Genomic DNA, 22,674 nt, shown 5'->3' with positions numbered 1-22,674 from the left:
CGCCGCCGGGCGGGGTACGCGCGTCTTTCCGGCCACCGTCAGCCAGGGCGGGACGAGTTGTCCACAGGGCGGGAAAACGGGTCGGCGGTTGTCAGTGACGGCCCCTACCGTCGAGGCATGAGCTACCGCGATGTCGTTTCCCGGCGGGTCCTGACCTGGGCCCTGGTGGCCGTCGGCGCCCGTATGCCGGTGGCCATGGCCCCGCTGGCCCTGGTCTTCCTGGTCCGTGAGCGCCCCGGCGGCTACACCCTGGGCGCGGCCCTCGCAGCCGCCTACGTCATCGGCGAGATCGTCGGCGCTCCGGTTCTCGGCATGCGCCTGGACCCCCGGCGGGCCCGTCCGCAGCTGGCCGCCGGTCTCGTCGCGGGCGCCCTCGGCTTCACCGGCCTCGGCGCGTTCCCCGGCGCGCCCGCCCCGATACTCGCCGCGTTCGCCTTCCTCGCCGGAGCCGGTCCCGCCGCGGCGCCCGGCGGGCTGCGCACGCTCCTCACCTCCCTGGTCCCGGGGCACGCGGCGGCCCAGGCGCTGTCCGCCGAGTCGATGCTCACCTTCGGCGTCTGGGCCGTCTCCCCGGCGGCCGTCACCGGCCTCGCCCTCGGCGTCGACCCCCGCCTCCCGCTGCTGCTCGAAGCCGCCCTGATGGCGTCGTCCGCCGGGGGGCTGTGGTTCCTGCCGGCCGGCTGGGCGGTGGACGAACAGGACGGGCAGGACGGGCAGGACGTGTCCAAGCTGCGCGTGCTGGCCCGTGCCTGGCCGGTGTACGTCACGGGCGCGGCCAGTCTGTCGCTGCTGGCCCTCGCCGAACTCGTCCTGCCGGCCCTGCTCGAACAGCGTGGCATCGGCGTGGGCTGGGCCGGCCCGCTGCTCACGGTGATGTCGGTGGCCTCCGCCGTCGGCGCCTTCGTGTACGGGCTGCGGTCCTGGCCGGGACGGCTGCGCACGCGCAGTGCGGTCCTGATGGCGGGGATGTCGGCCGCGGTGACCCTGGTCGCCCTGATACCCGCCGCACCGGGCATGGCGGTGGCGCTGGCCATGGCCGGACTGCTCCAGTCGGGCGCGATGCTCACCCGCAACCTGTCCCTGCGGGAGGTGCTCCCGCCGCATGCCCTGGCCGCCGGTTACTCGGTCATGTACGCCGCGGTCGGCGCAGGTTACGCGGCGACGGGCTCCCTCGCCGGTGCCCTGCTGCGGCTCGCCGCGCCCTCGACGGCGATCCTCGCGGGCGTGGCCCTGACCCTGCTGCTGGCGTCGGCCGGCTGGTGGGGCGAGATACGCGCCGGCCGGTCAGCGCGGGGCGCCGGCGCCGCCGTGCCGCTCGACGCCGCCACCGGCCCGGAAGGTGCGGCGGTACGCGGTGGGCGTGACGCCGAGCGCCGCCTGTAGGTGCTGGCGCATCGACTGGGCCGTGCCGAAGCCCGAGTCCCGGGCCACCTGGTCCATCGGCAGTCCGGTGGACTCCAGCAACTGCCGGGCGTGCTCGACGCGTTGCTGGGTGAGCCACTGACCGGGGCTGATGCCGGTCTCCTCGCGGAAGCGGCGGGTGAAGGTGCGCACCGACATGGACTCCTGCGCGGCCATGTCCCGCAGCTGGATCGGCTCGTGCAACCGGCCCAGCGCCCAGGCGCGGGCGGCGGTCGTCGTGGCCAGCTGGGGGTCGGGGACCGGGCGGTGGATGTACTGGGCCTGGCCGCCGTCGCGGTGGGGCGGTACGACGGTGCGGCGGGCCACTTCGTTGGCGACGGCCGTACCGAAGTCGCGGCGCACCATGTGCAGGCACAGGTCGATGCCGGCGGCCACACCGGCCGAGGTCAGCACGTCGCCGTCGTCGATGAACAGCACGTCCGCGTCCACCCTGACCTTCGGGAACATGCGCTGGAAGCGTTCGGCGTCGGCCCAGTGCGTGGTCGCCGGGCGGCCGTCCAGGCGGCCGGCGGCGGCGAGGACGTAGATGCCGGTGCAGATGGAGGCGAGCCGGGTGCCCGGGCGGACGAGGGCGAGGGCGGCGGCCAGCTCGTCGGTGAGCCGGCCCTCGTCGTACAGCGGGCCGGCCTCGAACGACGCGGGGACGATCACCGTGTCGGCCGTGGCCAGCACCTCGGGGCCGTGGGCGATGCGCACGGCGAAGTCGGCGTCCGTCTCGACCATGCCGGGCGGCCGTACCGAGCAGGTCATGACCTCGTACAGATACCGCCCCTGCGCGTCCCGGGGGCGGCCGAAGATGCGGTGCGGTATGCCCAGTTCGAAGGGCAGCAGACCGTCCAGGGCGAGGACGGCGATCCGGTGGGGGCGGAATTCCTCGGCGCTCGTCATGGCCCGATCGTAGCGAAGCCTGACTTTCGGGCCACTCGATGCACGGGCATGCGGGACGGAGGCTAGGGACGTGACTCAGAGAACCGCAGCCGCAGCCCCCGTCAAGGCCCCGCCCGGCCGGCGCCACCGCGTGCACCGTGCCTGGTTCGTCGCCGCCGTCACGTTCGTCACGATCACCGGCGCGGCGGCCTTCCGCTCCCTGCCCGGCCTGTTCATCGACCCGCTGCACCAGGAGTTCGGCTGGTCGCGCGGGACGATCGGCGCGGCCGTCTCCATCAACCTCGCCCTCTACGGCCTCACCGCGCCGTTCGCCGCCGCGCTGATGGACCGCTTCGGCGTCCGCCGCGTGGTGGCCGTCGCGCTCACCGTGATCGCGCTCGGCTCCGGGCTGACCGTGTGGATGACGGCGGCCTGGCAGCTGCTGCTGTGCTGGGGCCTGCTGGTGGGGCTCGGCACCGGTTCCATGGCGCTGGCGTTCGCCGCGACGGTCACCAACCGCTGGTTCACCGAGCGGCGCGGCCTGGTCACCGGCATCCTCACCGCGGCCTCCGCCTCCGGCCAGCTGATCTTCCTGCCGCTGCTGTCCTGGATCGTCGACCGGCACGACTGGCGTCCCGCCGCGGTCACGGTGGCCCTGACCGCGCTGGCCGTGGTCCCCTTCGTCTGGTTCCTGCTGCGCGACCATCCGGCCGACGTGGGCGCGACGCCGTACGGGGCGCGGGAGTTCGTGCCCAAGCCGCCACCCGTCACCGGTGCGGCCCGCCGGACGCTGGCCGTCCTCTCCTCCTCCGTCCGCACGGGCACCTTCTGGCTGCTCGCCGGCGCCTTCGCGATCTGCGGTGCCTCCACCAACGGGCTGGTCCAGACCCACTTCGTGCCCGCCGAGCACGACCACGGCATGCCCGTGACGACGGCGGCCTCGCTGCTCGCGGTCATCGGCGTGTTCGACGTCGTCGGCACGATCGCCTCCGGATGGTTCACCGACCGCTTCGAACCGCGCCGCCTGCTCGCCGTCTACTACGCCCTGCGCGGCCTGTCCCTGCTGTTCCTGCCGATGCTGCTGGGCTCCGCCGTCCACCCGCCGATGATCTTCTTCATCGTCTTCTACGGCCTCGACTGGGTGGCCACCGTCCCGCCCACGCTGGCCCTGTGCCGTGAACAGTTCGGCGAGGACAGCGCCATCGTCTTCGGCTGGGTGCTCGCCTCCCACCAGGTCGGCGCGGCCGTCGTCGCCTATCTCGGCGGCGTCGCCCGGGACGTCTTCGGCTCCTACGACCTGGTCTGGTACGCCGCCGGCACGCTGTGCGCGGCGGCGGCCCTGATGTCCCTGGTCGTCCGCCGCCCCGCCCCGGCCGTTCTCGCGCCCGCCGTGTCCTGACGAACCTGCCCGCCCGCCGGCACACCTGTCCCCTGGCATCGCCCGCCCCCTGGCCCGCCGCGGCCGGACGGCCCGCACCCCGTGCCGGCCGGCGGGCTCAGCCGCCGGTCAGCCGGGCGAACCGCCCCCGGTGGAAGAGCAGCGGCTCCGGCGGCCCGTCCGCGCCGAGGGCCTTCACCCGCCCTACGACGATGAGGTGGTCGCCTCCGGTGTGCACGGCGTGGACGGCGCAGTCGATCCAGGCGGAAGCACCGGCCAGCCGCGGCGACCCGGAGACGGGCGCGGGGTCGTACGCCACGCCCGCGAACTTGTCCGCGCCGCTCACCGCGAAGGCCCGGCACAGCTCGTCCTGCCCGGCGCTGAGCACGTTGACGCAGAAGACTCCGGCGCGGGCGATGCGCGGCCAGGTCGTGGACGTACGGCCCACCAGGAAGGCCACGAGGGGCGGTTCGAGGGAGAGGGAGGAGAAGGACTGACAGGCGAACCCGGCGGGCCCAAGCTCCCCGTCGGTCCCGGGTGCCGTGATCACGGTGACCCCGCTGGCGAAGCTGCCCAGCACCCGCCGGAACTCCGCCTGCCCCACCGGTGCCCGCTCGCCCGCGCGCACGCACCGCAACTCGGGCCGCGGCAGGGCCTCAACGGGCCTGTTCCCCAGATACCGGACGGCGAAGGCCGCCGCTCCTGCGTGTCCCATCACCGTTCCATTGAACCTGACGGGCTGTCAGGTAACAAGGTGCGGCGGTGGGCCGGTTTCCGTACGACGCCGCCGGTGAGGCTCCGACGGACTCGCCCGGGGCAGGGCGTCACCGTCCCCGGAACCCCGGTTCCCTGCGTTCCGCGAACGCCCGCAGCCCCTCCCGGGCGTCCTCGGTCGTCATGTTGATCTCCTGGGCCCATGCCTCCGCGGCGAAGGCGGCCGTGCGGTCGGTGTCGAGCGAGGTGTTCACCAGGTGCTTGGCCAGGGCCAGGGACCTCGTCGGGCCGGCGGCCAGGCGCGCCGCCCACTCGCGGGCCGTCTTCTCCAGCCCGGCGTCCGCGACGACCCGGTTGACCAGGCCCAGCCGCTCCGCCTCCGCCGCCGGCACCGTGTCGCCGAAGAACATCAGTTCCTTCGCCCGCTGCGGGCCGATCAGCCGGGGCAGGAGGTAGGCGCCGGCGGCGTCCGGGACCAGGCCGCGGCGGACGAACACCTCGATGAAGCGGGCCGACTCCGCGGCCAGGACCAGGTCGCAGGCGAAGGCCAGGTGCGCGCCCAGGCCGGCCGCCGTGCCGTTCACGGCGGCCAGGACCGGCTTCTCGCAGTCCAGCACGGCCGCGATCAGGCGCTGGGCGCCGACGCGGAGGGTGCGGGCCACGTCCCCGGCGATCCGCTCTCCGGAGGCGGTGGCGGCGCCTCGCAGGTCCGCGCCCGCGCAGAAGCCGCGGCCGGTGCCGGTGAGGACCACCGCCCGGGTCCCCGGGTCCGCGGACGCGTCCGTCAGCAGGGCGACGAGGCGGTCACGCATGGCAGGCGTCAGGGCGTTCAGGGTCTCGGGGCGGTCCAGGGTGACGTAGGAGACGTGGTCGCGGAGTTCGTGGCGGACGTCCGTCATCGGCACACCACCAGCGCGTCCAGTGCCACCGCGCCCTGCCCCTGGGGCAGCACCATCAGCGGGTTGATGTCCAGCTCGGCGATGTGCGAGCCCAGTTCGAGGGCCATGCGCTGGACCCGCAGGACCACTTCCACCAGCGCGTCCACGTCGGCCGGCGGGCGGCCCCGGACCCCGTCCAGCAGGGCTCGGCCGCGGAGTTCGCCGAGCATGGCGCGGGCCTGGTCCTCGCCGAACGGCGGGACGCGGACCGCCGTGTCGCGCAGCACCTCCACCAGCACCCCACCGAGCCCGACCGTCACCGTCGGCCCGAAGAGGTCGTCGTGACCGACGCCGACCACCATCTCCACGCCCTGCTCGACCATCTGGCACACCAGGACGCCGTCCAGCCCGACGCCCTCGTAGCGGGCGATGTCGGTCAGCTCGCGGTAGGCGTCCCGGACCTGACTCGCCGAGGTCAGGCCGATCTTCACCAGGCCCAGTTCGGTCTTGTGGGCGAGCTGCGCGCCGGACGCCTTCATCACCACGGGGTAGCCCACCTGCCCGGCCGCCCGCACGGCCGCCGCCGCGCTGGTCACCAGCTGTTCGCGCGGCACCCTGATGCCGTACGCCCGCAGCAGCTGCTTGGCCGCGTGCTCGCTGAGCTGCCGGCCGGGCTGCACCAGTGCCTCGGCCTTGCGGAACGAGGGGGACGGGGTGCGCGGGGCCGTGTCGAAGGGGGAGTGGTAGTCGCCGACGAAGCGGTGGTGGTCCAGCCAGGCGCGGACGGCGGTCAGACAGTTGCCGACGGTCCGGAAGGTGGCCACGCGGGAGGAGCCGAGCAGCACCTCCCGGTACGCCGGCTCGGTGCCGGCCGGCGAGCCCCACACCACGCACACCAGCTTGTCCGTCTCCTCCGCGGCCTCGACCAGGTCCCGCACGAGCCGGTCGCTGAGCGGCGGGAACGGGCCGGTGACCGGGCAGAGCAGCACACCGACGTCCGGGTCGGCGAGGATCGCGTCGATGATCTTCCGGCCGCGCCAGTCGCCCACCGGGTGCCCGCCGTTGTCCACCGGGTTGGCCACGCTCAGGTACTCCGGTATCCACTGGTGCAGCTCGGCCTGCTTGTCCGGCGACAGCCTCGGCAGCCGCAGCCCGGCCCCGGCGGCCAGATCGGCGACGTGCGCGCCGGTGCCGCCCGAGATGGAGCAGACGACCACACCGTCGGCCAGTGGTGGCCTCGCCCGGGCCAGCAGGGCGGCGGTGTCCTGGAGTTCGTCCAGGGCGTCGACGCGGATCACGCCGTACTGCCGCATGGCCGCGTCCACCACGTCGTCGGCGCCGGTGAGCTTGCCGGTGTGCGAGGCCGCCGTGCGGGCGCCGGCCTCGGTGCGGCCCACCTTCACGGCGACCACCGGCACCCTGCGGCGGGCGGCGCGGTCGGCGGCCAGCAGGAAGGCGCGGCCGTCCTTGAGCCCCTCCACATAGGCGGCGATGGCGCCGACCTCGGGCTGTTCGGCGAACCAGGAGAGGAAGTCGGCCGTCTCCAGGTCGGCCTCGTTGCCGGTGGGCGCCCAGTGCGAGAGCCGGATGCCCAGTTCCTGGAGGGCGAAGACGGGCCGGCCCTGGTGTCCGGACTGGGTGATCAGCGCGATGGCCGGCCCGGACAGGTCGTCCCGGAACCGTTCGAAGGCGTTGAGGTTGGTGTTCGGGCCGAGCAGCCGCAGCCCCGAGCGCCGTACCGCCTCGGTCAGCCGCTCCTGGGCCCCGGCGCCCGCCTCCCCGGTCTCGGCGAACCCGGAGGCGAAGGCCACCGCGAACTTCACCTTCGCCTCGGCGAGTTCCCCGATCACGGGCAGTGGGTCGGCGACCAGCAGCACGGCGAGGTCGACCTGTTCGGGCAGGCCGGCGACGGAGGTGACGCAGGGCAGACCGAAGACGGACGGCCGGGTCGGGTGCACCGGGTGCACCCGCGCCCCGACCCGCCCGGCCCAGTCGAGCAGCTGCCTCGTGATCTGGGTGTTGGGCCGCCCGTCGGCGTCGGAGGCGCCGATGACGGCGACGGACTCCGGCCGGAAGAACCGGGTCAGATCCGGTACGTCCGCGTGCAGCGGGCGCCCGCTGACATCGAGGTCCTCCACCCGGTCGTGGACCGCGGGGCCGGGCCGCTGCTCGCCGCAGGCGATGACCCGGGCCCGGCGGGAGTCGGTGGTGAGGGTGCCGTGGGTCGATCCAAGCATCGTTCCGCCCGCCTCCTGTGAGACAGTCACCTGCAACTGACGCCGTGTCAGATTACTGAACTGACGGTACGTCAGGAACTGGTCGGAACGGCAAAGTTACCGCCGGGTGTGAAACCGGTGGTTCTCCGCGGTGTGATACCCCCCGGCTACCGGGTGCGAAAACCCTTCGCCACGGCCCGTGCGATCCCCCGCGCGTCGATCGCCAGCTCGCGCAGCATCCCGCTGAGGGGATTGGTGAACCCGGTGAAGTACAGGCCGGGCGCCTGCGCCGCCGTACGGCCGCCGTGCGCCACCGGTCTGCCGCGCCCGTCCAGCACCCCGAGATGCCCGACGAGCCCCTCCAGCGCGCGGACGTACCCGGTCGCGGCGATCACCGCGTCGGGTGAGATCCGGCTGCCGTCGGCGAGGACCACCTTGCCGTCCTCGAACGCCTCCACGGCGGCCACGATCTCCACCCGGCCCCCGCGCACGGCGTCGATCAGGCCGACGTCCTGGACCGGGATCGCGCCCTGCCGGGCCCTGCTGTACAGGCCGGTGTCCGGACGCGGCAGCCCGTGCGCGGACAAATCCGGCGTACTGAGCCGCCCCACCGGGCCGGCGAGCCGGTCCACGAACCGCACCGGCAGCCGCCGGACCAGCACACCCGTGTACTGGGCGGCCCAGCCGAGAGTCGACCGGCGCAGGATGTGCGGGGCCGTGCGCACCGCCAGCCGCACCCGCGCGGCCCCGCCCTCCACCAGATCCACAGCGATCTCCGCCCCCGTGTTGCCGATCCCGACGACGAGCACGTCACGGCCGCGGTACGGCTCGGCGTCGCGGTAGTCGCCGGCGTGCAGCAGCTCACCGCCGTACTCCTCGCGGCCCGGCCAGTCGGGCAGCAGCGGGGTGTGGTTGAAGCCGGTGGCGACCACCACCGCGCTGCCGGTCAGCTCCCGGCCGCCGGAGGCGTGCAGCAGCCACCCGGTGCCGTCCTCGGTCCGCTCGACGCGGTGCACCTCCACCCCGGTGACGATCTCCAGCTCGTGGTGCTCGGCGTACCTCTCCAGGTACCGCACCACGTTGTCCCGGGACACCCAGCGACCGAACTTCCGGGGCATGCCGAGGCCCGGCAGTGAGGACAGCCGCCGGGTGGTGTGCAGGCGCAGACGGTCGTAATGGCCGCGCCACGAGGCGCCCACCCGGTCGGACTTCTCCAGGACCACGGCCCGTACGCCCCGCTCCCGCAGCGCGTGGGCGGCGGCGAGGCCACCCGGGCCGGCGCCGATCACATAGACCGGGCGGTCGGCGGGAGTCGCCGAAAGGTGTACGGGAGTGGGACGGGAGACTGCCATGAGCGGGAGCGTAATCACACACTCGGTTGATGGGTCTCGGTCAAGACCGGAATTGGTTGCGGATTGATCACGTGTGTACGGCAGGAGTGTCCGGGCCGTGAAAAAACCGCGCCACCGGGCCCGGGAGCGCGGGTCCGGCGGCGCGGGCCGGGTGGCCTGCCGGACTGCCGCTTCTCGGCGGTCTCCCCGTGCCCCACAGGCGCCGCACGGGGAACCCCTGCCGGCCCTCTCGGCAGAGCGGCTTATCTGACGTACCGTCAGATTCATGGATGCGATATGGCTGGACGGCGCTCAGTGGCTGGCGGTGCTGCGCATCGGCCTCGGCCTGTGGTGGCTGGAGAGCTGGCGGCACAAGGACAAGAAGGCTTGGTTCGAGCGCGGGAGCGGCATCGCCTGGGCGGGGGACGTGGCGGCGAGACACCGGTGGACGGCCGTGCGGTCGGGCTTCGAGACGGTGGTGAGGCCCCACCCGAAGCTCATGGCCTACGTCGTGGCCTACGCCGAGCTGTCCCTGGGCCTCGGCCTGATCCTCGGCTTCCTGACCCCGGTCGCGCTGGTGGCCGGCCTCCTCCTCAACGCGATCTACCTCGTTCTCATGATCCACGACTGGGCGGAACAGGGCCAGAACTCGATGATGGGCCTGATCTCTCTGGTCGGCTTCTTCGGCATGGCCTGGCAGACCTGGTCGCTGGACGCCTGGCTGGGGTGGTTCTGATGGCCGTGGCACGCCACGACGTCCCCGAGCCCGACGCCCTCACCCGCCCCTACTGGGAGGCCGCGGCGCGGGGCCGGCTGCTGATCCGCCGCTGCGGGGCCTGCGGCCGGGCCCACCACTACCCCCGGGAGTTCTGCCCGCACTGCTGGAGCGAGGAGGTGACCTGGGAGGAGGCCGGCGGCCGGGCCACGCTCTACACGTGGTCCACGGTCCACCACACCGACCTCCCCCCGTTCACCGACCGCACCCCCTACCTGGCCGCGGTGGTCGACCTCGCCGAGGGGCCACGCATGATGACGGAGCTCGTGGACTGCCCCGAGGACACCGTGCGGGCCGGGATGCCGCTGGAGGTGACGTTCCGGGACGGGATCCCGGTGTTCCGGCCGGCGCCGGACGCCCTCACTTCCACGGGTCGGTGAACGACCGGCCGGGCACCGGCTTGGCGATGAGCGCCACCGGGATGAAGAAGTTGACCTGGCCGATCGCGAACATCAAGGTGGCGAGCGCCTTCCCCGGGTAGTGCTCGGCCGCCCGCGCGTACAACTCGTCGGAGACCCGCTCGCCGGCCGTGGACGGCTGGAGCACGGCCTCCACCAGCGCCAGCGCCGCGCGCTCGGCCGCCGTGAAGTACGGCGAGTCCTGCCAGGACGCCACCGAGGTGATCCGCTCGTCCGACTCCCCGGCCTTGCGCAGGAAACCCGTGTGCAGAACGGTCAGATAGGTGCTGCCGACGATCTGACCGGCCCGCAGCTGGACCAGGCTGATCGTGGAGCGCGGCACCGAACCGTTGCCGGTGGCCTGGAAGAGCGCCGCCGACACCTGCGCCAGCTCGGGGACCAGCTCCGCCGGGTCCTCGGGCATCCGCGGGGCCATCGGGATCTCCGCCGTGATCGAACGTGTTTCCATCGCCGTCTCCTCGAACTCTCGGGTTGCTTTCACCGCCCTGACGGATCACGACGCGGAAACGTGACCGGCCTCCTCACGGCCACAGCAACCCCCTGCTCCAGCCGAACCCCGTGCTCCGGTACTCCAGGCGCACGTGCCGCCGCTCCGGGTCCCCCTGGAAGAACTCCACGGTCTCCGGCCGCAGCCGGTACAGGGTCCAGGTGGGCGACGGCTCGTCCGGGTGCTCCCGGGCCCGCTCCCAGGCCGCCTGCGACGCCTCGCGCAACTCCGCCACCGAGGACAGCTCCTCGCTCTGCCGTCCGGTCAGGGCGGCGGCCAGCGCGCCCGTGGACCGCGCGTGCAGGTCGGCCTGGCTCTCCTCGGCCGGCGCCGAGGTGACCGGCCCGCGCACCCGCACCTGGCGTCCCAGGGCCGGCCAGTAGAAGGTGAGGGCCGCGTACGGCCGGACGCTCAGTGCGCGGCCCTTGCGGCTGGTGGCGTGCGTGGCGAAGGACCAGCCGTCGACGTCGGCGCCGTGCAGCATCACGATCCGTACGTCCGGCCTGCCCTCCTCGTCCACGGTCGCCAGCGACATGGTGTGCGGTTCCGGCTGCCCCGCCGCCACCGCCTCCGCGAACCAGCTCGTGAACAGGGTCAGCGGGGTGGGAGGGGCGGTGTCCGGGTCGAACGGCCGCAGCTGTGTCGCCCGGGGGTCCCAGACCCGCAGCGACCGGAGCAGTTCATGGAGATCCTTCTGTGCCATGGGGCGAGTATCACCGGTGGTCCGGCTCTCAGTCCCGACCCAACACCACCGTCCCCGAGGAACAGAACCAGCCGCCGGTCCCCGACGCCACCCCCAGCCGGGGCAGTCCGCCGTCCCGCGCCCGGACCTGCCGTTCCCCGGCCTCCCCGCGCAGCTGCCGTACCGCCTCCACGAGCAGGAACAGCCCCCGCATCCCCGGATGCTGGGCCGACAGACCGCCCCCGTCCGTGTTCACCGGCAGCTCACCGCCCCGCACCAGCAGCCGGCCCTTGTCCACGAACGCGCCGCCCTCGCCCTTGGCGCAGAAGCCCAGGTCCTCCAGGGTCACCAGGGTCATGTAGGTGAAGGCGTCGTAGATCTCCGCGAAGTCGATGTCCGACGGTGTCACCCCGGCCCGTGCGAAGGCCAGCCGGCCGCTCACCGCTGCCGGGGAGAGGGTGAAGTCCGGCCACTCGGACATGGCGGCGTGCGAGACGTGCTCGCCGGTGCCGAGGATCCAGACCGGGGTCGTGCGGCAGTCCCGTACGTACTCCTCGGCCGCCAGCAGGACCGCCGCGCCGCCGTCCGAGCGCAGGCAGCAGTGCAGCTTGGTGAAGGGGTCGGCGATCACCGGTCCGGACGCGACGTCGTCGACCGTGATCGGGGCGCGGTACATCGCCTCCGGGTTCAGGGCCGCGTTCGCCCGCGCCTGGACCGCCACCTGGGCGAGCTGTTCGACGGTCGTGCCGTACTCGATCATGTGCCGACGGGCCGCCATGGCGTACTTGGAGATCAGCGTGTGGCCGTAGGGCGCCTCGAACTGGAGCGGGCCGCGGGCGCCGAAGGAGAGGGTTCCCGTCCTGCGGCCCGCCTTGATGTCCGCCCGTGCCGTCGAGCCGTACACCAGCAGCACGGCGTTCGCGTGGCCCGCGGCTATCGCGTCCGCCGCGTGGGCCGCCATGACCTCCCAGGTCGAGCCGCCGACCGAGGTGGAGTCCACCCAGGTGGGGCGCATGCCCAGGTATTCGGCGACCTCCACCGGGGCCAGCGTGCCGAGGCCCGCCGAGGCCAGGCCGTCCACCCGGGCGCGGTCCAGGCCGGCGTCCGCCAGGGCGCGGCGGGCCGCCTGGGCGTGCAGGGTGTACGGCGTCGCGCCGGTCACCCGTCCGCAGTCGGCGAGGGACACGCCGACCACGGCGACTTTCCTGCTCCCTGGCTCCATGAAAACTGACGGTACATCAGATCCCGTGCCGGGCGGCAGGTGTCGAGGGTCTGGGCATCACCTCCCCGGCTGCTTAATATGACGACCCGTCAGTTCTCGGAGGGATCAGCCATGGACACGCGCCTCACCGCCGAGCAGGACGGGATCCGCCGGACCCTGCGCGAGCTGCTGCACGAACGCTGCGGCCCGAGGGAGGTCCGGGCCGCCGTCGACAACCCGGCCGGGTACGACCCCCTCCTGTGGTCCGCCCTCGCCGGCCGGCTCGGACTGCCGGGACTCGCGCTCCCGGAGGCGTACGGCGGGGTCGGCTGCTCGGTCACCGAGCTGGCCCTCGCCTGCGAGGAGACGGGCCGGTGCCTCACCCCCTCACCGCTGCTCGCCACCTGCGTCCTCGCCGCCCCGCTCCTGCTCGCCCTCGGCACCGAGGCCCAGCGCGCCGAACTGCTGCCGCGCATCGCCGCCGGGTCCCTCACCGCCACCCTCGCCGTCGCCGGACCGGCGCTCGCCACCGCCCTCGGTCTGACCCGCGTCAACAGCGGGTACAGCGCCGGGGGCGGGCGGGCCGGCGGAGTGCAGGCGCGGCGGGCGGAGGGCGGATGGCGGCTGTACGGGGAGGCCGGGCAGGTGCTGGACGGGCACAGCGCGGGGGTGCTGCTGGTCGCCGCGCACGCCGGGGGGTTCGCCCGGTCGCGGACCCTGCTGTTCCTGGTGCCAGAGGACGCGGCGGGGCTGGCGCGGGTCCGGCAGACCGCGCTGGACGCCACCCGGCCCCAGGCGCGCGTTCAACTACGGGACGTACACGCGCAGTTGCTGGGCACCGAGGAGGCGGACGTGCTGTCCGCCCTCGTCGGCGCCGGGGACGCCGTGGCCGCCGTGCTCGCCGCCGAGGCCGTGGGCGCGGCGGACCGGGTGCTGGAGCTGACCGTGGAGTACGCCGGGCGACGGGTGCAGTTCGGGCGGCCCGTCGGGTCCTTCCAGGCCGTCAAGCACCGGCTGGCGGACGTGTACGTGGAGGTGCAGGCGGCACGGTCGGCCGCGTACTACGCCGCCTGGGCGGCCGGCTGCGGGGAGGGGGCCGGCGGGCTCGCGCTCGCTCAGGCGCTTCAGGCGCTGCGGTGTGCCGCCGCCGAGGGCATCCAGCTGCACGGCGGGATCGGCTTCACCTGGGAGCACGACGCCCACCTGTACTTCAAACGGGCGGCCGGGGACGAGCTGCTGTTCGGCCCGGCGTACCGGCTGCGCGACCGGGCCGCCGAGGCGGCGGGGCTCTTCACGGGCGGGGAGGTGGCGGTCTGATGGCCCTTCCCGCCGGTGCCCGGCTCGTGCAGAAGGTGTCGTCCACCCGGCTGTTCGCGTGGCTGGCCCCCCATGTGATCCCGGCGCTCGACCGGGGCGTGCACCGGCTCACCCGGGGCAAGACGCTGCTCAGCGCGCGGATGCTGCCCGGGGTGATCCTCACCTCGACGGGGGCGCGGAGCGGGCTGGCGCGCCGGACCCCGCTCGCCTGCATGCCGGAGGGTGACGGTCCGGGCTGGATCCTCGTCGGCTCCAACTTCGGGCGGACCGGTCACCCCGCCTGGACCCACAACCTCCTCGCCCGGCCGGACGCCTCGATCAGCTGGAAGGGCCGGGACGTCCCCGTCACCGCCCGGCTGCTGACGGGGGAGGAGCGCGCCGCGGTCTGGCGGGCCCTGGTGGTGTTCTGGCCGCCGTACGCCACCTACCAGGCCCGGGTGACACGGGAGATCCGGCTCTTCCGGCTCACCCCCCGGTAGCGCGAGCGCCGCCACCCTGCGGAGCTACAGCGTGGCCAAGCGCTCCACCAGCAGGAACGCGCCGATTCCGAGCATCGCCGCGCCCGAGGTGCGGGTCACCGCCCGCGCCGCCGCGGGGCGGGCCGCGAGCAGGGCGCGGGCCAGGACGCCGACGGTCAGGTAGACGGCCGCGCAGCACGCCATGTGCAGCAGGCCCAGCGTGGCCGTCTGCACGGGTACGGGGAGGTGGGTGCCCCGCAGGGTGAGGAACTGCGGGAGCACCGACAGGTAGAGGAGCAGGCCCTTGGGGTTCAGGCCGCTGATCGTGGCGCCCCTCAGGAAGAGCCGGCCGTCGGCCGCCGCCGGGCCGGCCGCGCTCGGGACCGCCGGGCGGCGCAGCACCCCCCAGCCCAGCCACAGCAGGTACCCCGCGCCCGCCACCGTCAAGGCCGTCAGCAGGCCGGGCGAGCTGGCCACCAGCACCGCCAGGCCCGCCGTCGCCAGGGTCGTGTGCAGGGCGTAACCGCAGACCAGGCCCGCCACCGCGCGCGCCACCGAGCTGCCGCGCAGGGCCGTCGCGATGACGTACGCCCAGTCGGCGCCCGGTACGCACACCAGCAGCAGGTCCACGGCGAGGAAGGAGAAGAGCAGTCCTGAGTCCATGCTGGGGACATTAGGCGCGAATGGCCCGAAAGTGTTCCCGAAGTTTGCTCATGATCGCCATTTCTGAGCAAGTATCTTCTTCATGGACGACGTGGACCGGAAAATCCTTGCCGAGCTACAGCAGGACGGGCGGCTGACCGTGACCGAGCTGGCCGCCCGGGTGCGGCTCAGTGTCTCGCCCTGCCACCGGCGGCTGCGTGAGCTGGAGCGGTCCGGCGCCATCCAGGGGTACCGCGCGGTGGTGGACCCGCCGTCGCTCGGGCTGAACTTCGAGGCGCTGGTCTTCGTGTCCATGCGCCAGGAGGACCGGGACACGGTCGCCGAGTTCGAGCGGGCGGTCAGTGGGCTGGAGCATGTACTGGACGCGCAGCGGCTGTTCGGCGAGCCGGACTATCTGCTCCGGGTGGCCACCGCCGACCTGGCCGCCTTCCAGCGGCTGTACGACGAGCGGCTGGCGACCCTGCCGGGGGTGCAGCGGCTGACGTCGACGCTGGTGATGAAGCACGTGGTGCGGGACCGGCCGCTGCCGGCGTAGACGGCGGGCGGTGGTTCACCATGTGAACCACCGCCCGACAGACAGGACTTGGACCCCGGCAAAAGAACGCGTGCCTACTTGGACGGTCTCTTGCCCGTCACGCCGAGGTGCACCAACAGGGCCAGATTGGGCTTGAGTTCGGCCTGCTTCACACCCCAGGACGAGAAGCCCTTCTGGTGGGACGCCACCGCGGCGAGCATCGCGACCAGCGAACCGGCCACCGCCGCCGGGTTCACGTCCTTGTCGACGCGGCCCTTGGACTGGAGCTGCGCGATGGAGTCCGAGAGGGAGTTGTTGACCGAGTTCAGGATCTTCATCCGGATCTTGTAGAAGCGCTTGTCCCCCTCGGCCGCTCCCAGGTCGACCACGCGCAGAATGGCGTCGTTCCGGCGCCAGAACTCCAGGAACCCGTCGACGAGTTCCTGGGCGGTCTGCCAGCCCGACTTGCCGGTCCAGGTGCGTCCTTCGAGGAGCTCGGTCAACCCCGCGCCCTCGGCCGCCATCTGCTCGGCGATCTCCAGGACGGCGCCCTCGACGTCCGGGAAGTACTGGTAGAAGGTGGCGGGCGAAGTGCCCGCCTTCCGGGCGACATCGATGACCTTGACGTCCCGGTAAGGGGAGGAGCTGAGCATCTCGCTGAGGCAGTCGAGCAGCTTCTGCCGGGTCGCCTGCCCACGCCGGCCGGCCACGCGGCCGTCGACGGTACGCACTTGTCCTGTCATGCCGTCAGCTTACCGAGGGGTGATCGGAGCGCGATTCGGCCGACTGCAAATGGGGTGCACGGGGGTATCGGGGGTGGTGTGCCTGGTCTGCGGGGTGCGCGCGACCCGGTTACTTTGACGGCATGGCCGAAAACAGGGCATCCGCGAACGAAGAGACATACGGGGAGGGCGTCCCCTGCTGGGTGGACGCCCAGCTGCCCGACGTCGAGGCGGGCAAGCGGTTCTACGGTGAGCTTTTCGGGTGGACCTTCGAGGAGTCGTACGGCTCCTCCGTCTGGGCCCGGCTGGACGGCGACCGCGTCGCCTCCCTGGCCCCCAAGACGGACGGCCGGATGCCCACCGTCTGGACGGTCTCCTTCGCGACCTCGGACGCCGAGGCCCTCGGCCGGCGGATCACGGCGGCCGGCGGGCGGGTGGTGACGGCTCCCTTCCCGGTCGGTGACCTCGGCATCGCCGCCCTGGCCACCGACCCCGAGGGCGCGGTGTTCGGGCTGTGGCAGCCCGGCAGCCACCCCGGCTTCGGGCGGCGGCACGAGCCGAACACCTTCGCCTGGGCCCAGCTGTACACGCGGGACACCGCGGCGGCCAACGTCTTCTACGGGGGCCTCTTCCGCGACGCCCTGTTCGGCGCCGACGCCGAGCCCGACTTCGGCCGCGCGGACGTCACCGAGATGTTCCCGGCCGAGATGCCCCCGCACTTCGTCACCCACTTCCGGGTCACGGACCTGGACGAGGCCCTCGGGGCCGTCCAGCGGATCGGCGGGCGGCTGCAGGTGCCACCCTTCGAGGCGTCGTACGGACGAGTGGCCATCGTCACCGACAATCAGGGGGCGTCGTTCGCGCTACTGCAACGCTGATACGTCTGCTTTGAAATGATTCGGCACGAGACACCCCGATTGTCACCGGGTTCGCAACCGGCCGCCCGGCCAGGAAGAATCGGGGTGCGTGCCGCCATGGCGGTGCGGTGGTGAGACGCTGCACTTCGGCCGCGTCCACACGTGGGCGGCGCGGTGCGTACGGGGAGGTGGCAGGCAAGTGGTGGATCAGCTGACGCAGCACGATCCGCGGCGGATCGGGCCGTTCGAGGTGCTGGGCCGGCTGGGGGCCGGTGGCATGGGGCTGGTCTATCTCGCGCGTTCGGCGTCCGGCCGGCGTGTGGCGATCAAGACGGTGCGCACCGAACTGGCCGAGGACCAGCTCTTCCGGGTCCGCTTCACCCGCGAGGTGGAGGCGGCCCGCGCGGTCTCCGGCTTCTACACCGCGGCCGTGGTCGACGCCGACCCGCGCGCCGCCGTGCCCTGGCTGGCCACCGCCTACGTCCCCGCGCCCTCGCTGGAAGAGATAGTGAACGAGTGCGGGCCGCTCCCGGCGCAGGCCGTGCGCTGGCTCGCGGCGGGCGTGGCCGAGGCGCTCCAGTCCATCCACGGCGCGGGGCTGGTCCACCGTGACCTGAAGCCGTCCAACGTGCTCGTGGTCGAGGACGGCCCCCGGGTGATCGACTTCGGTATCGCCTCCGGTGTCTCCAACACCCGCCTGACGATGACGAACGTCGCCGTGGGCACCCCCGCCTACATGTCCCCCGAGCAGGCCAAGGACTCCCGCAGCGTCACCGGCGCCAGCGATGTCTTCTCCCTCGGCTCCATGCTGGTCTTCGCGGCCACCGGTCACCCGCCCTTCCACGGCGCCAACCCGGTCGAGACCGTCTTCATGCTGCTGCGCGAGGGGCCCGACCTCACCGGTCTCCCCGAGGAACTGCGCCCGCTCATCGAGGTCTGCATGCAGATGGAGGCATCGGGCCGCCCCTCCCCGGCCGACCTCCAGGCGCAGCTCGCCCCGCACCTGTTCGGCTCCGGCTCCGACGACAGCGGTACCGCCTCCGCCTGGCTGCCCGAGAAGGCCGTCGGCCTCATCGAGTCGCGCCGCGGCGGACGCCCCGCCGCCAAGCCCGCCCCGGCCCCGGCCCCGGCCGGCGGCCCGCGCAGCGGCGGCCGGCAGGCGGTACCCCCGCCCCCGCCGTACGACCCCCCGGTCCCGCCCTCCAGGCCCGTGTCCGTCCCGGTCGGCGCCCCCGACACCGGCCCGGTCCGGCTGGCCGGCGCCCAGGTGCCCATCGGCCCCGGCCCCCGGGTCGCCGACGCCCGTGCGGCCGCCGTCAAGGCGCCCCCGCCCGAGGCCGGTCTGGTGGCCAGCTGGTCCCGGCCCCGGCCCGGCCTGGCCGGCGCCGACCCCGCCGTGCCGCCGGTACCGCCCGCGCCGCCGGAGACGGCGGCGGGCTGGCGCCCCTGGCGGTTCCGCATGTCCAACGACGTGTGGGGCACCCCGTCCGTGGACGGCGACCTGGTCTACGTCACCTCCTTCGAGGTGCACGCCCTGGACGTGGCCACCGGCCGCCGCCGCTTCAAGACGAGGGACGTCGCCTGGTCGATGGCCGTGGCGGACGGCCGTATCCACGCCTCCGACGGCCCCACCCTGTTCGCCCTGGAGGCCCGCGAGGGCGCCGATCTGTGGCGGCTGTCCACGGACGCCTGGGTGTACTCGCTCGTGGCCGACCGCGGCACCGTCGTCACCGGCACCCGCGGCGGCGGCGTCCAGGCGTGGGAGGCGGCCAACGGGCAGAAGCTGTGGGAGATCACCGGCTGCCAGACCGACTTCGAGTCCCCGGAGGCGGGTCCCGCCGTGCACGACGGCATCGTCTACGTCTGGCAGGACGCCCGGCTGCGTGCCCTGGAGGCCCGCACCGGTGAGGAGCGCTGGTCGTACCCCATCGGTGACGCGGCTTCCTGCGGCGGTGTCCCGGTCCGCCTGACCCCGGCCTCCGACGGCTGCGTCTACGTCTCCGCGGGCACCCGTGTCCTCGCCATCGACGCGGTGAGCGGCATGGTCCGCTGGCACTTCGAGGCCCCGGCGGTCTTCCTGTGCCCGCCGGCCTTCGCCCCGGGCCCGGCCGTCACCGGTGGCGGTGTCTATCTCGCCGACTACCTCGGCACGGTCTACGCCCTGGACGCCGCCGACGGCCGAGACCGCTGGCGCATCGCCACCGAGGCCCGTTCCTCCGTCGAACCCGTCCTGGTGGCCGCCGGGCACGTCCACGTCGGCAGCGGCAAGGGCCTCTACACCCTGGACGCGGTCACCGGCACGCCCAAGTGGCGCTTCCAGGCGGGCGGTGACGTGGTGGGCGCGCCCGCCGTGGCGGAGGGCCGCATCCACTTCGGCTCCACCGACCATCTCCTCTACACCCTGAAGGCCGACGACGGCCGGCTGCGCTGGAAGCTCGCCACGGGCGGCGAGATCACCGGCTCCCCGGTGGTCAAGGACGGTGTGGTGTACGCGTGCAGCAAGGACCGGTGCGTGTACGCGCTGGACGCGGAGAAGGGCACGGGAACCGCGCGGACCGCGTAGTGCGTGACGGCCGTCGTACCGGGTTCGCACGGAAGGGCTCCGGACGGCGGCCGTCCCCGGCTGACGCCACCCGGGGCACACGGCGTCCGCCATGCGGTGCGGGCCCCGGCCGACGACGGAATAAGGTGCTGGCATGTACACGCCCACACGGAAGCGCTCGCTCAAGTTCACGGCCGTACTGACCCTGGTGGTGCTCAGCCTGACCGGCTTCTCGAAGGGGCGGCATCACGGCGGCGGAGGGAGTGGTGGCGGGGGCGGGTGCAGCAGCTCGCACCAGGACCACGACAGTTCGTCATCCTCCACGTCCGGCGGCTCGTCCGGCGGGTACTACGACTCCTCGGGCGGCTCCTCGGGCGGGTCCACGTACGACTCCTCGGGCGGGTCCACGTACGACTCCTCGGGCGGGTCCACGTACGACCCCTCCTATGGCTCGGACGACGACAGCTCCGGCGGCAGCACCACGGGCGGCAGCTCCTACCGGCGCACGCACCGGCCCACCTCCACACCCTCCGGCAGCGGCAGCACCAGGGCGCCGGAGGACGGCACGGTGAAACTGGTCGGCTGCGCGACCGAGAAGCGGCCGTACGCCACGGTCGAGATCGGCAACCCGAACAGCCGCACGGAGAAGTTCACGGCCTGGGTCACCTTCCTCGACGCCGACGACAGCTATCTCTGGAGCGCGGAATCCCCGGAGGTCTCCGTCCCCGCGCACGGCAGGGCGACCGCACGGGTGCCGCTGCGCGAGCAGTACCTGAAATCCGTCGACCACTGCGAGGCGGACGAGGAGGCCCAGCTCAGGAGCTAACGCACCCGGAACTCCCGCCGTCGGCCGGCGAACAGCTCCGCCTGCCGCCCGGCCGGCAGATTGCCGAGGGCGATGAGATGCGGCGCCTGCGCGAACGCCTGCGCGCGCGCCGCCTCCCTGGCCGCCCACAGCGCGCGGACGGTCCCCTGTACCCCCTGTGGCGGATACCCGGCGAGCACAGCGGCGCAGCGCACGGCGCCCGCCAGGGCCCCACCCTCCTGTGTGATTTCGGAGACCAGCCCCACCTCGTGGGCCCGCCGCGCGGAGACACGCTCGGCCGTGCCCATGAGCATCATCCGTGCGACCTCCCCGTACGGCATCCGCTCGGCCATGAGCACGGACTCGTAGGCGCTGACCATGCCGTACGTCGTGTGCGGATCGAAGAACACGGCCGTCGGGTCGGCCACCACGAACTCGCACTCGCCCAGCAGATAGAAGGCGCCCCCGCAGGCCATCCCCTGCACCGCCGCGACGACCGGTTTCCACAGGCCGTTCGCCTTCGGCCCGACGCCCAGCAGCGGATCGTCCTGCATGTACGGCGACGACGGCTGCGGTACGACGGTGTCCCGGTCGATGCCCGTACAGAACGCCCGCCCCCCGCTCCCGGTGAGCACGACGGCCCGTACGGCGTCGTGGAACCGCAACTGCCGCCACATCTCGCCCAGTTCCCGCACCATCTCCAGGTCGATGGCGTTCAGCCGCTCGGGCCGGTCCAGTGTGACGACGGCGACGCCGGTGTCCTCGTCGACCGCCAGGCGGACGGTGGTCACGCGAGCACCCACTGCGGCAGCCCGCCGGAGAAGACCACCCGCACCCGGGCCCCGATCCGCAGCCGCGCCGGATCGACGGAGTCCAGCGGCGCCCCGGCGTGCGCGACCACGTTCCCCACGAGCCGTATCCGCGGAACCTCCTCCAGCTCCACCACGACCACGTTGTACGGCGCCTGTTCCGCGTAGTCGGGCAGCAGCGGCGGATGCGGCACGACGTAGGACCAGATCCGCCCGCGCCCCGGCACCGCCCGCCACTCGCTCGCGAAGGACTGGCAGTGCGGGCAGCAGGGCCGGGGCGGGAAGCGCGGCTCACCGCAGTCGCCGCACGCCTGGACGCGCAGCTCGCCACGGGCCGCGAACTCCCAGAAGGGCGCGCCGTCGGTGTCGGTGACGGGACTCAGCATGACGGTCAGCTCCTCAGCAGAAGGGCGGAGGTGGGCACACCCTCCCCGGCCGTGACCAGACAGGTGGTGGCCCCCGGGACCTGCGCGGTACTGGTGCCCCGCAGCTGCTTCACCCCTTCGTTGACGAGGTTGAAGCCGTGCACGTACGCCTCGCTGAGCCCGCCCCCACCGGTGTTGACCGGCAGCCGGCCGCCGATCTCCAGGGCGCCCTGTTCGGTGAAGGCGCCGCCTTCCCCCCGCGCGCAGAAGCCGTAGCCCTCCAGGGACAGCGGTATCAGGGCGGTGAAGGCGTCGTAGACCTGCGCTACGTCGACGTCCTCCGGCGTGAGGTCGGCGTGTTTCCACAGGTGCCGGGCGGCGGTCCAGGCGGGACCGGTGAGCGGGTCGTCGTTCCAGTAGTTGACCATGCCGTGGTGCTGGGCGGGCAGCCCCTGGGCGGCGGAGTGGACGTACACGGGTCTTTCGGCGCAGTCCCGGGCCCGCTCCCGGCCGACGATCACGCACGCGAGGGCCCCGTCCGTCTCCAGGCAGTTGTCGTAGAGGCACAGCGGCTCGCTGATCCACCGGGAGGACATGTACATCTCGCGGGTGAGCGGCCGGTCGTACATGACGGCCGCCGGATTCTGATTGGCCCGGTTGCGGCAGGCGAGGGCGACGTTGAACAGGTGGTCCCGGGTGACGCCGTACTCGTGCATGTACCGCCGCGTCAGCACGGCGATCTCGTCGGCGGGCCGGAGCAGCCCGAAGGGCCGGGTCCACTGGCCCGGAGTCGGCAGCTGCACCGCGGTGTTGGTCCACGGCCGAGTCCCACTGCCCCGTTTCCGGGAGCGCCAGGCGACCCCCACGGTGGCCTGCCCGGCGGCGATGGCGGCGGCGAGATGCGCGACGGTGGCGCAGGACCCGCCACCCCCGTAGCCCACCTTGCTGAAGAAGGTCAGATCCCCGAACCCGACGGCCTTCGCCAGCTCCACCTCATCGGTCTCCTCCATGGTGTAGGAGGCGAGAGCGTCGACCTCTCCCGGCGCGATCCCCGCGTCGTCCAGCGCGGCGAGCACGGCCCGGCAGGCGAGTGTCTTCTCGTCCTCGGCGAGGTGCTTGGCGAAGGCGGTCTGCCCGATCCCCACGATGGCGGTGGCGTCCTTGATCCCTGGTCCCGGCATGGTGCGGCCCCCTCTCCTGACAGGTCGTCAGATTACCGCTAATCTGACGGGTAGTCAGCAACCGGCTGCTC

Annotated in this window: 23 protein-coding genes; 10 read left to right on the top strand and 13 right to left on the bottom strand. The window is 73.3% G+C overall.

From position 1 onward, the window contains the following. Positions 1 to 117 precede the first annotated feature (117 nt). Positions 118 to 1,383: an MFS transporter gene (locus ACIGYR_RS31200; RefSeq protein ID WP_399606209.1), complete on the top strand. Its 1,266-nt coding sequence runs from the start codon at positions 118 to 120 to the stop codon at positions 1,381 to 1,383. Here the strand turns inward: ACIGYR_RS31200 and ACIGYR_RS31195 are convergent. Then, positions 1,285 to 2,310: a GlxA family transcriptional regulator gene (locus tag ACIGYR_RS31195; protein ID WP_391846729.1), complete on the bottom strand. Its 1,026-nt coding sequence runs from the start codon at positions 2,308 to 2,310 to the stop codon at positions 1,285 to 1,287. The genes ACIGYR_RS31200 and ACIGYR_RS31195 overlap by 99 nt on opposite strands. Before the next feature lie 70 nt (positions 2,311 to 2,380). Between ACIGYR_RS31195 and ACIGYR_RS31190 the strand changes: the two genes are divergently transcribed. Beyond that, complete coding sequence (locus tag ACIGYR_RS31190; RefSeq protein ID WP_399606212.1) at positions 2,381 to 3,688, top strand: MFS transporter; 1,308 nt, start codon at positions 2,381 to 2,383, stop codon at positions 3,686 to 3,688. 97 nt (positions 3,689 to 3,785) lie between these two features. Here the strand turns inward: ACIGYR_RS31190 and ACIGYR_RS31185 are convergent, their stop codons facing one another. The 4 genes from ACIGYR_RS31185 to ACIGYR_RS31170 all read right to left on the bottom strand — a co-directional run bounded on the left by ACIGYR_RS31185 (position 3,786) and on the right by ACIGYR_RS31170 (position 8,827). Next, positions 3,786 to 4,382 carry a flavin reductase family protein gene (locus ACIGYR_RS31185; RefSeq protein WP_399606214.1) on the bottom strand — a complete coding sequence of 199 codons (597 nt, stop codon included), beginning with the start codon at positions 4,380 to 4,382 and terminating at the stop codon, positions 3,786 to 3,788. 109 nt (positions 4,383 to 4,491) lie between these two features. After that, a complete protein-coding gene (locus ACIGYR_RS31180) occupies positions 4,492 to 5,280 on the bottom strand; it encodes an enoyl-CoA hydratase/isomerase family protein (RefSeq protein WP_399606217.1) in 789 nt (262 codons plus the stop codon). After that, positions 5,277 to 7,496: an acetate--CoA ligase family protein gene (locus tag ACIGYR_RS31175; protein ID WP_399606219.1), complete on the bottom strand. Its 2,220-nt coding sequence runs from the start codon at positions 7,494 to 7,496 to the stop codon at positions 5,277 to 5,279. The genes ACIGYR_RS31180 and ACIGYR_RS31175 overlap by 4 nt, the downstream gene beginning before the upstream one ends. A gap of 146 nt (positions 7,497 to 7,642) precedes the next feature. Then, positions 7,643 to 8,827: a flavin-containing monooxygenase gene (locus tag ACIGYR_RS31170; RefSeq protein WP_399606221.1), complete on the bottom strand. Its 1,185-nt coding sequence runs from the start codon at positions 8,825 to 8,827 to the stop codon at positions 7,643 to 7,645. 265 nt (positions 8,828 to 9,092) lie between these two features. Between ACIGYR_RS31170 and ACIGYR_RS31165 the strand changes: the two genes are divergently transcribed. Next, on the top strand, positions 9,093 to 9,542 hold the full coding sequence (locus ACIGYR_RS31165) for a DoxX family membrane protein (RefSeq protein WP_391846741.1): 450 nt from the start codon (positions 9,093 to 9,095) through the stop codon (positions 9,540 to 9,542). Beyond that, positions 9,542 to 9,961: a Zn-ribbon domain-containing OB-fold protein gene (locus ACIGYR_RS31160; RefSeq protein ID WP_399606224.1), complete on the top strand. Its 420-nt coding sequence runs from the start codon at positions 9,542 to 9,544 to the stop codon at positions 9,959 to 9,961. Before ACIGYR_RS31165 ends, ACIGYR_RS31160 begins: the two co-directional genes overlap by 1 nt. On the opposite strand, the gene ACIGYR_RS31155 is transcribed toward ACIGYR_RS31160, so the two are convergent. The 3 genes from ACIGYR_RS31155 to ACIGYR_RS31145 form a co-directional block, all read right to left on the bottom strand. Continuing rightward, positions 9,942 to 10,448 (bottom strand): carboxymuconolactone decarboxylase family protein, encoded by a 507-nt coding sequence (locus ACIGYR_RS31155; protein WP_391846745.1) that lies wholly within the window; start codon positions 10,446 to 10,448, stop codon positions 9,942 to 9,944. The two genes, ACIGYR_RS31160 and ACIGYR_RS31155, sit on opposite strands and share 20 nt — an antisense overlap. 73 nt (positions 10,449 to 10,521) lie before the next feature. After that, positions 10,522 to 11,190 carry a pyridoxal 5'-phosphate synthase gene (locus tag ACIGYR_RS31150; RefSeq protein ID WP_399606227.1) on the bottom strand — a complete coding sequence of 223 codons (669 nt, stop codon included), beginning with the start codon at positions 11,188 to 11,190 and terminating at the stop codon, positions 10,522 to 10,524. A 28-nt stretch (positions 11,191 to 11,218) separates the two neighbouring features. Further along, positions 11,219 to 12,391 carry a thiolase C-terminal domain-containing protein gene (locus ACIGYR_RS31145; protein ID WP_399606230.1) on the bottom strand — a complete coding sequence of 391 codons (1,173 nt, stop codon included), beginning with the start codon at positions 12,389 to 12,391 and terminating at the stop codon, positions 11,219 to 11,221. Between the two features lie 111 nt (positions 12,392 to 12,502). On the opposite strand from ACIGYR_RS31145, the gene ACIGYR_RS31140 reads away from it, so the two are divergent. Together ACIGYR_RS31140 and ACIGYR_RS31135 are read left to right on the top strand one after the other, a co-directional pair. Further along, positions 12,503 to 13,687: an acyl-CoA dehydrogenase family protein gene (locus ACIGYR_RS31140; protein ID WP_399606232.1), complete on the top strand. Its 1,185-nt coding sequence runs from the start codon at positions 12,503 to 12,505 to the stop codon at positions 13,685 to 13,687. After that, positions 13,687 to 14,166, top strand: a complete 480-nt coding sequence (locus ACIGYR_RS31135) for a nitroreductase family deazaflavin-dependent oxidoreductase (protein ID WP_399606235.1) — start codon at positions 13,687 to 13,689, stop codon at positions 14,164 to 14,166. Before ACIGYR_RS31140 ends, ACIGYR_RS31135 begins: the two co-directional genes overlap by 1 nt. Before the next feature lie 24 nt (positions 14,167 to 14,190). Here the strand turns inward: ACIGYR_RS31135 and ACIGYR_RS31130 are convergent, their stop codons facing one another. Then, the gene (locus ACIGYR_RS31130) at positions 14,191 to 14,808 is read right to left on the bottom strand and encodes a LysE family translocator (RefSeq protein WP_399606238.1); all 618 of its coding nucleotides are present in this window, start codon (positions 14,806 to 14,808) and stop codon (positions 14,191 to 14,193) included. An 82-nt stretch (positions 14,809 to 14,890) separates the two neighbouring features. On the opposite strand from ACIGYR_RS31130, the gene ACIGYR_RS31125 reads away from it, so the two are divergent. After that, positions 14,891 to 15,343: an Lrp/AsnC family transcriptional regulator gene (locus ACIGYR_RS31125; protein WP_391846757.1), complete on the top strand. Its 453-nt coding sequence runs from the start codon at positions 14,891 to 14,893 to the stop codon at positions 15,341 to 15,343. Between the two features lie 74 nt (positions 15,344 to 15,417). On the opposite strand, the gene ACIGYR_RS31120 is transcribed toward ACIGYR_RS31125, so the two are convergent. Continuing rightward, positions 15,418 to 16,053, bottom strand: coding sequence for a TetR family transcriptional regulator (locus tag ACIGYR_RS31120; RefSeq protein WP_391846949.1), 636 nt, complete (start codon positions 16,051 to 16,053; stop codon positions 15,418 to 15,420). Positions 16,054 to 16,187: 134 nt separating this feature from the next. On the opposite strand from ACIGYR_RS31120, the gene ACIGYR_RS31115 reads away from it, so the two are divergent. From ACIGYR_RS31115 to ACIGYR_RS31105, 3 genes are all read left to right on the top strand, one after another. Continuing rightward, entirely contained in the window at positions 16,188 to 16,922 is a 735-nt protein-coding gene (locus tag ACIGYR_RS31115) for a VOC family protein (RefSeq protein WP_399606241.1), read from the top strand. A gap of 178 nt (positions 16,923 to 17,100) precedes the next feature. Next, positions 17,101 to 19,464 carry a PQQ-binding-like beta-propeller repeat protein gene (locus ACIGYR_RS31110; protein ID WP_399606244.1) on the top strand — a complete coding sequence of 788 codons (2,364 nt, stop codon included), beginning with the start codon at positions 17,101 to 17,103 and terminating at the stop codon, positions 19,462 to 19,464. Positions 19,465 to 19,597: 133 nt separating this feature from the next. Next, positions 19,598 to 20,269, top strand: a complete 672-nt coding sequence (locus ACIGYR_RS31105; protein ID WP_399606247.1) for a hypothetical protein — start codon at positions 19,598 to 19,600, stop codon at positions 20,267 to 20,269. Here ACIGYR_RS31105 and ACIGYR_RS31100 read toward each other — a convergent pair. The 3 genes from ACIGYR_RS31100 to ACIGYR_RS31090 are packed head-to-tail and all read right to left on the bottom strand — an operon-like array spanning position 20,266 to position 22,603. Then, positions 20,266 to 21,039, bottom strand: a complete 774-nt coding sequence (locus tag ACIGYR_RS31100) for an enoyl-CoA hydratase/isomerase family protein (protein WP_399606249.1) — start codon at positions 21,037 to 21,039, stop codon at positions 20,266 to 20,268. The two genes, ACIGYR_RS31105 and ACIGYR_RS31100, sit on opposite strands and share 4 nt — an antisense overlap. Next, positions 21,036 to 21,443, bottom strand: a complete 408-nt coding sequence (locus ACIGYR_RS31095) for a Zn-ribbon domain-containing OB-fold protein (protein ID WP_399606252.1) — start codon at positions 21,441 to 21,443, stop codon at positions 21,036 to 21,038. Before ACIGYR_RS31095 ends, ACIGYR_RS31100 begins: the two co-directional genes overlap by 4 nt. Before the next feature lie 5 nt (positions 21,444 to 21,448). Continuing rightward, positions 21,449 to 22,603 carry a lipid-transfer protein gene (locus tag ACIGYR_RS31090; protein ID WP_399606254.1) on the bottom strand — a complete coding sequence of 385 codons (1,155 nt, stop codon included), beginning with the start codon at positions 22,601 to 22,603 and terminating at the stop codon, positions 21,449 to 21,451. Positions 22,604 to 22,674: the final 71 nt, after the last annotated feature.

It is taken from the genome of Streptomyces sp. NPDC053076 (assembly GCF_044546845.1).
Lineage (GTDB): Bacteria > Actinomycetota > Actinomycetes > Streptomycetales > Streptomycetaceae > Streptomyces.
The sequence above is the reverse complement of the archived record's forward strand: the minus strand, read 5'-3'. Positions and strand labels throughout refer to the sequence as shown.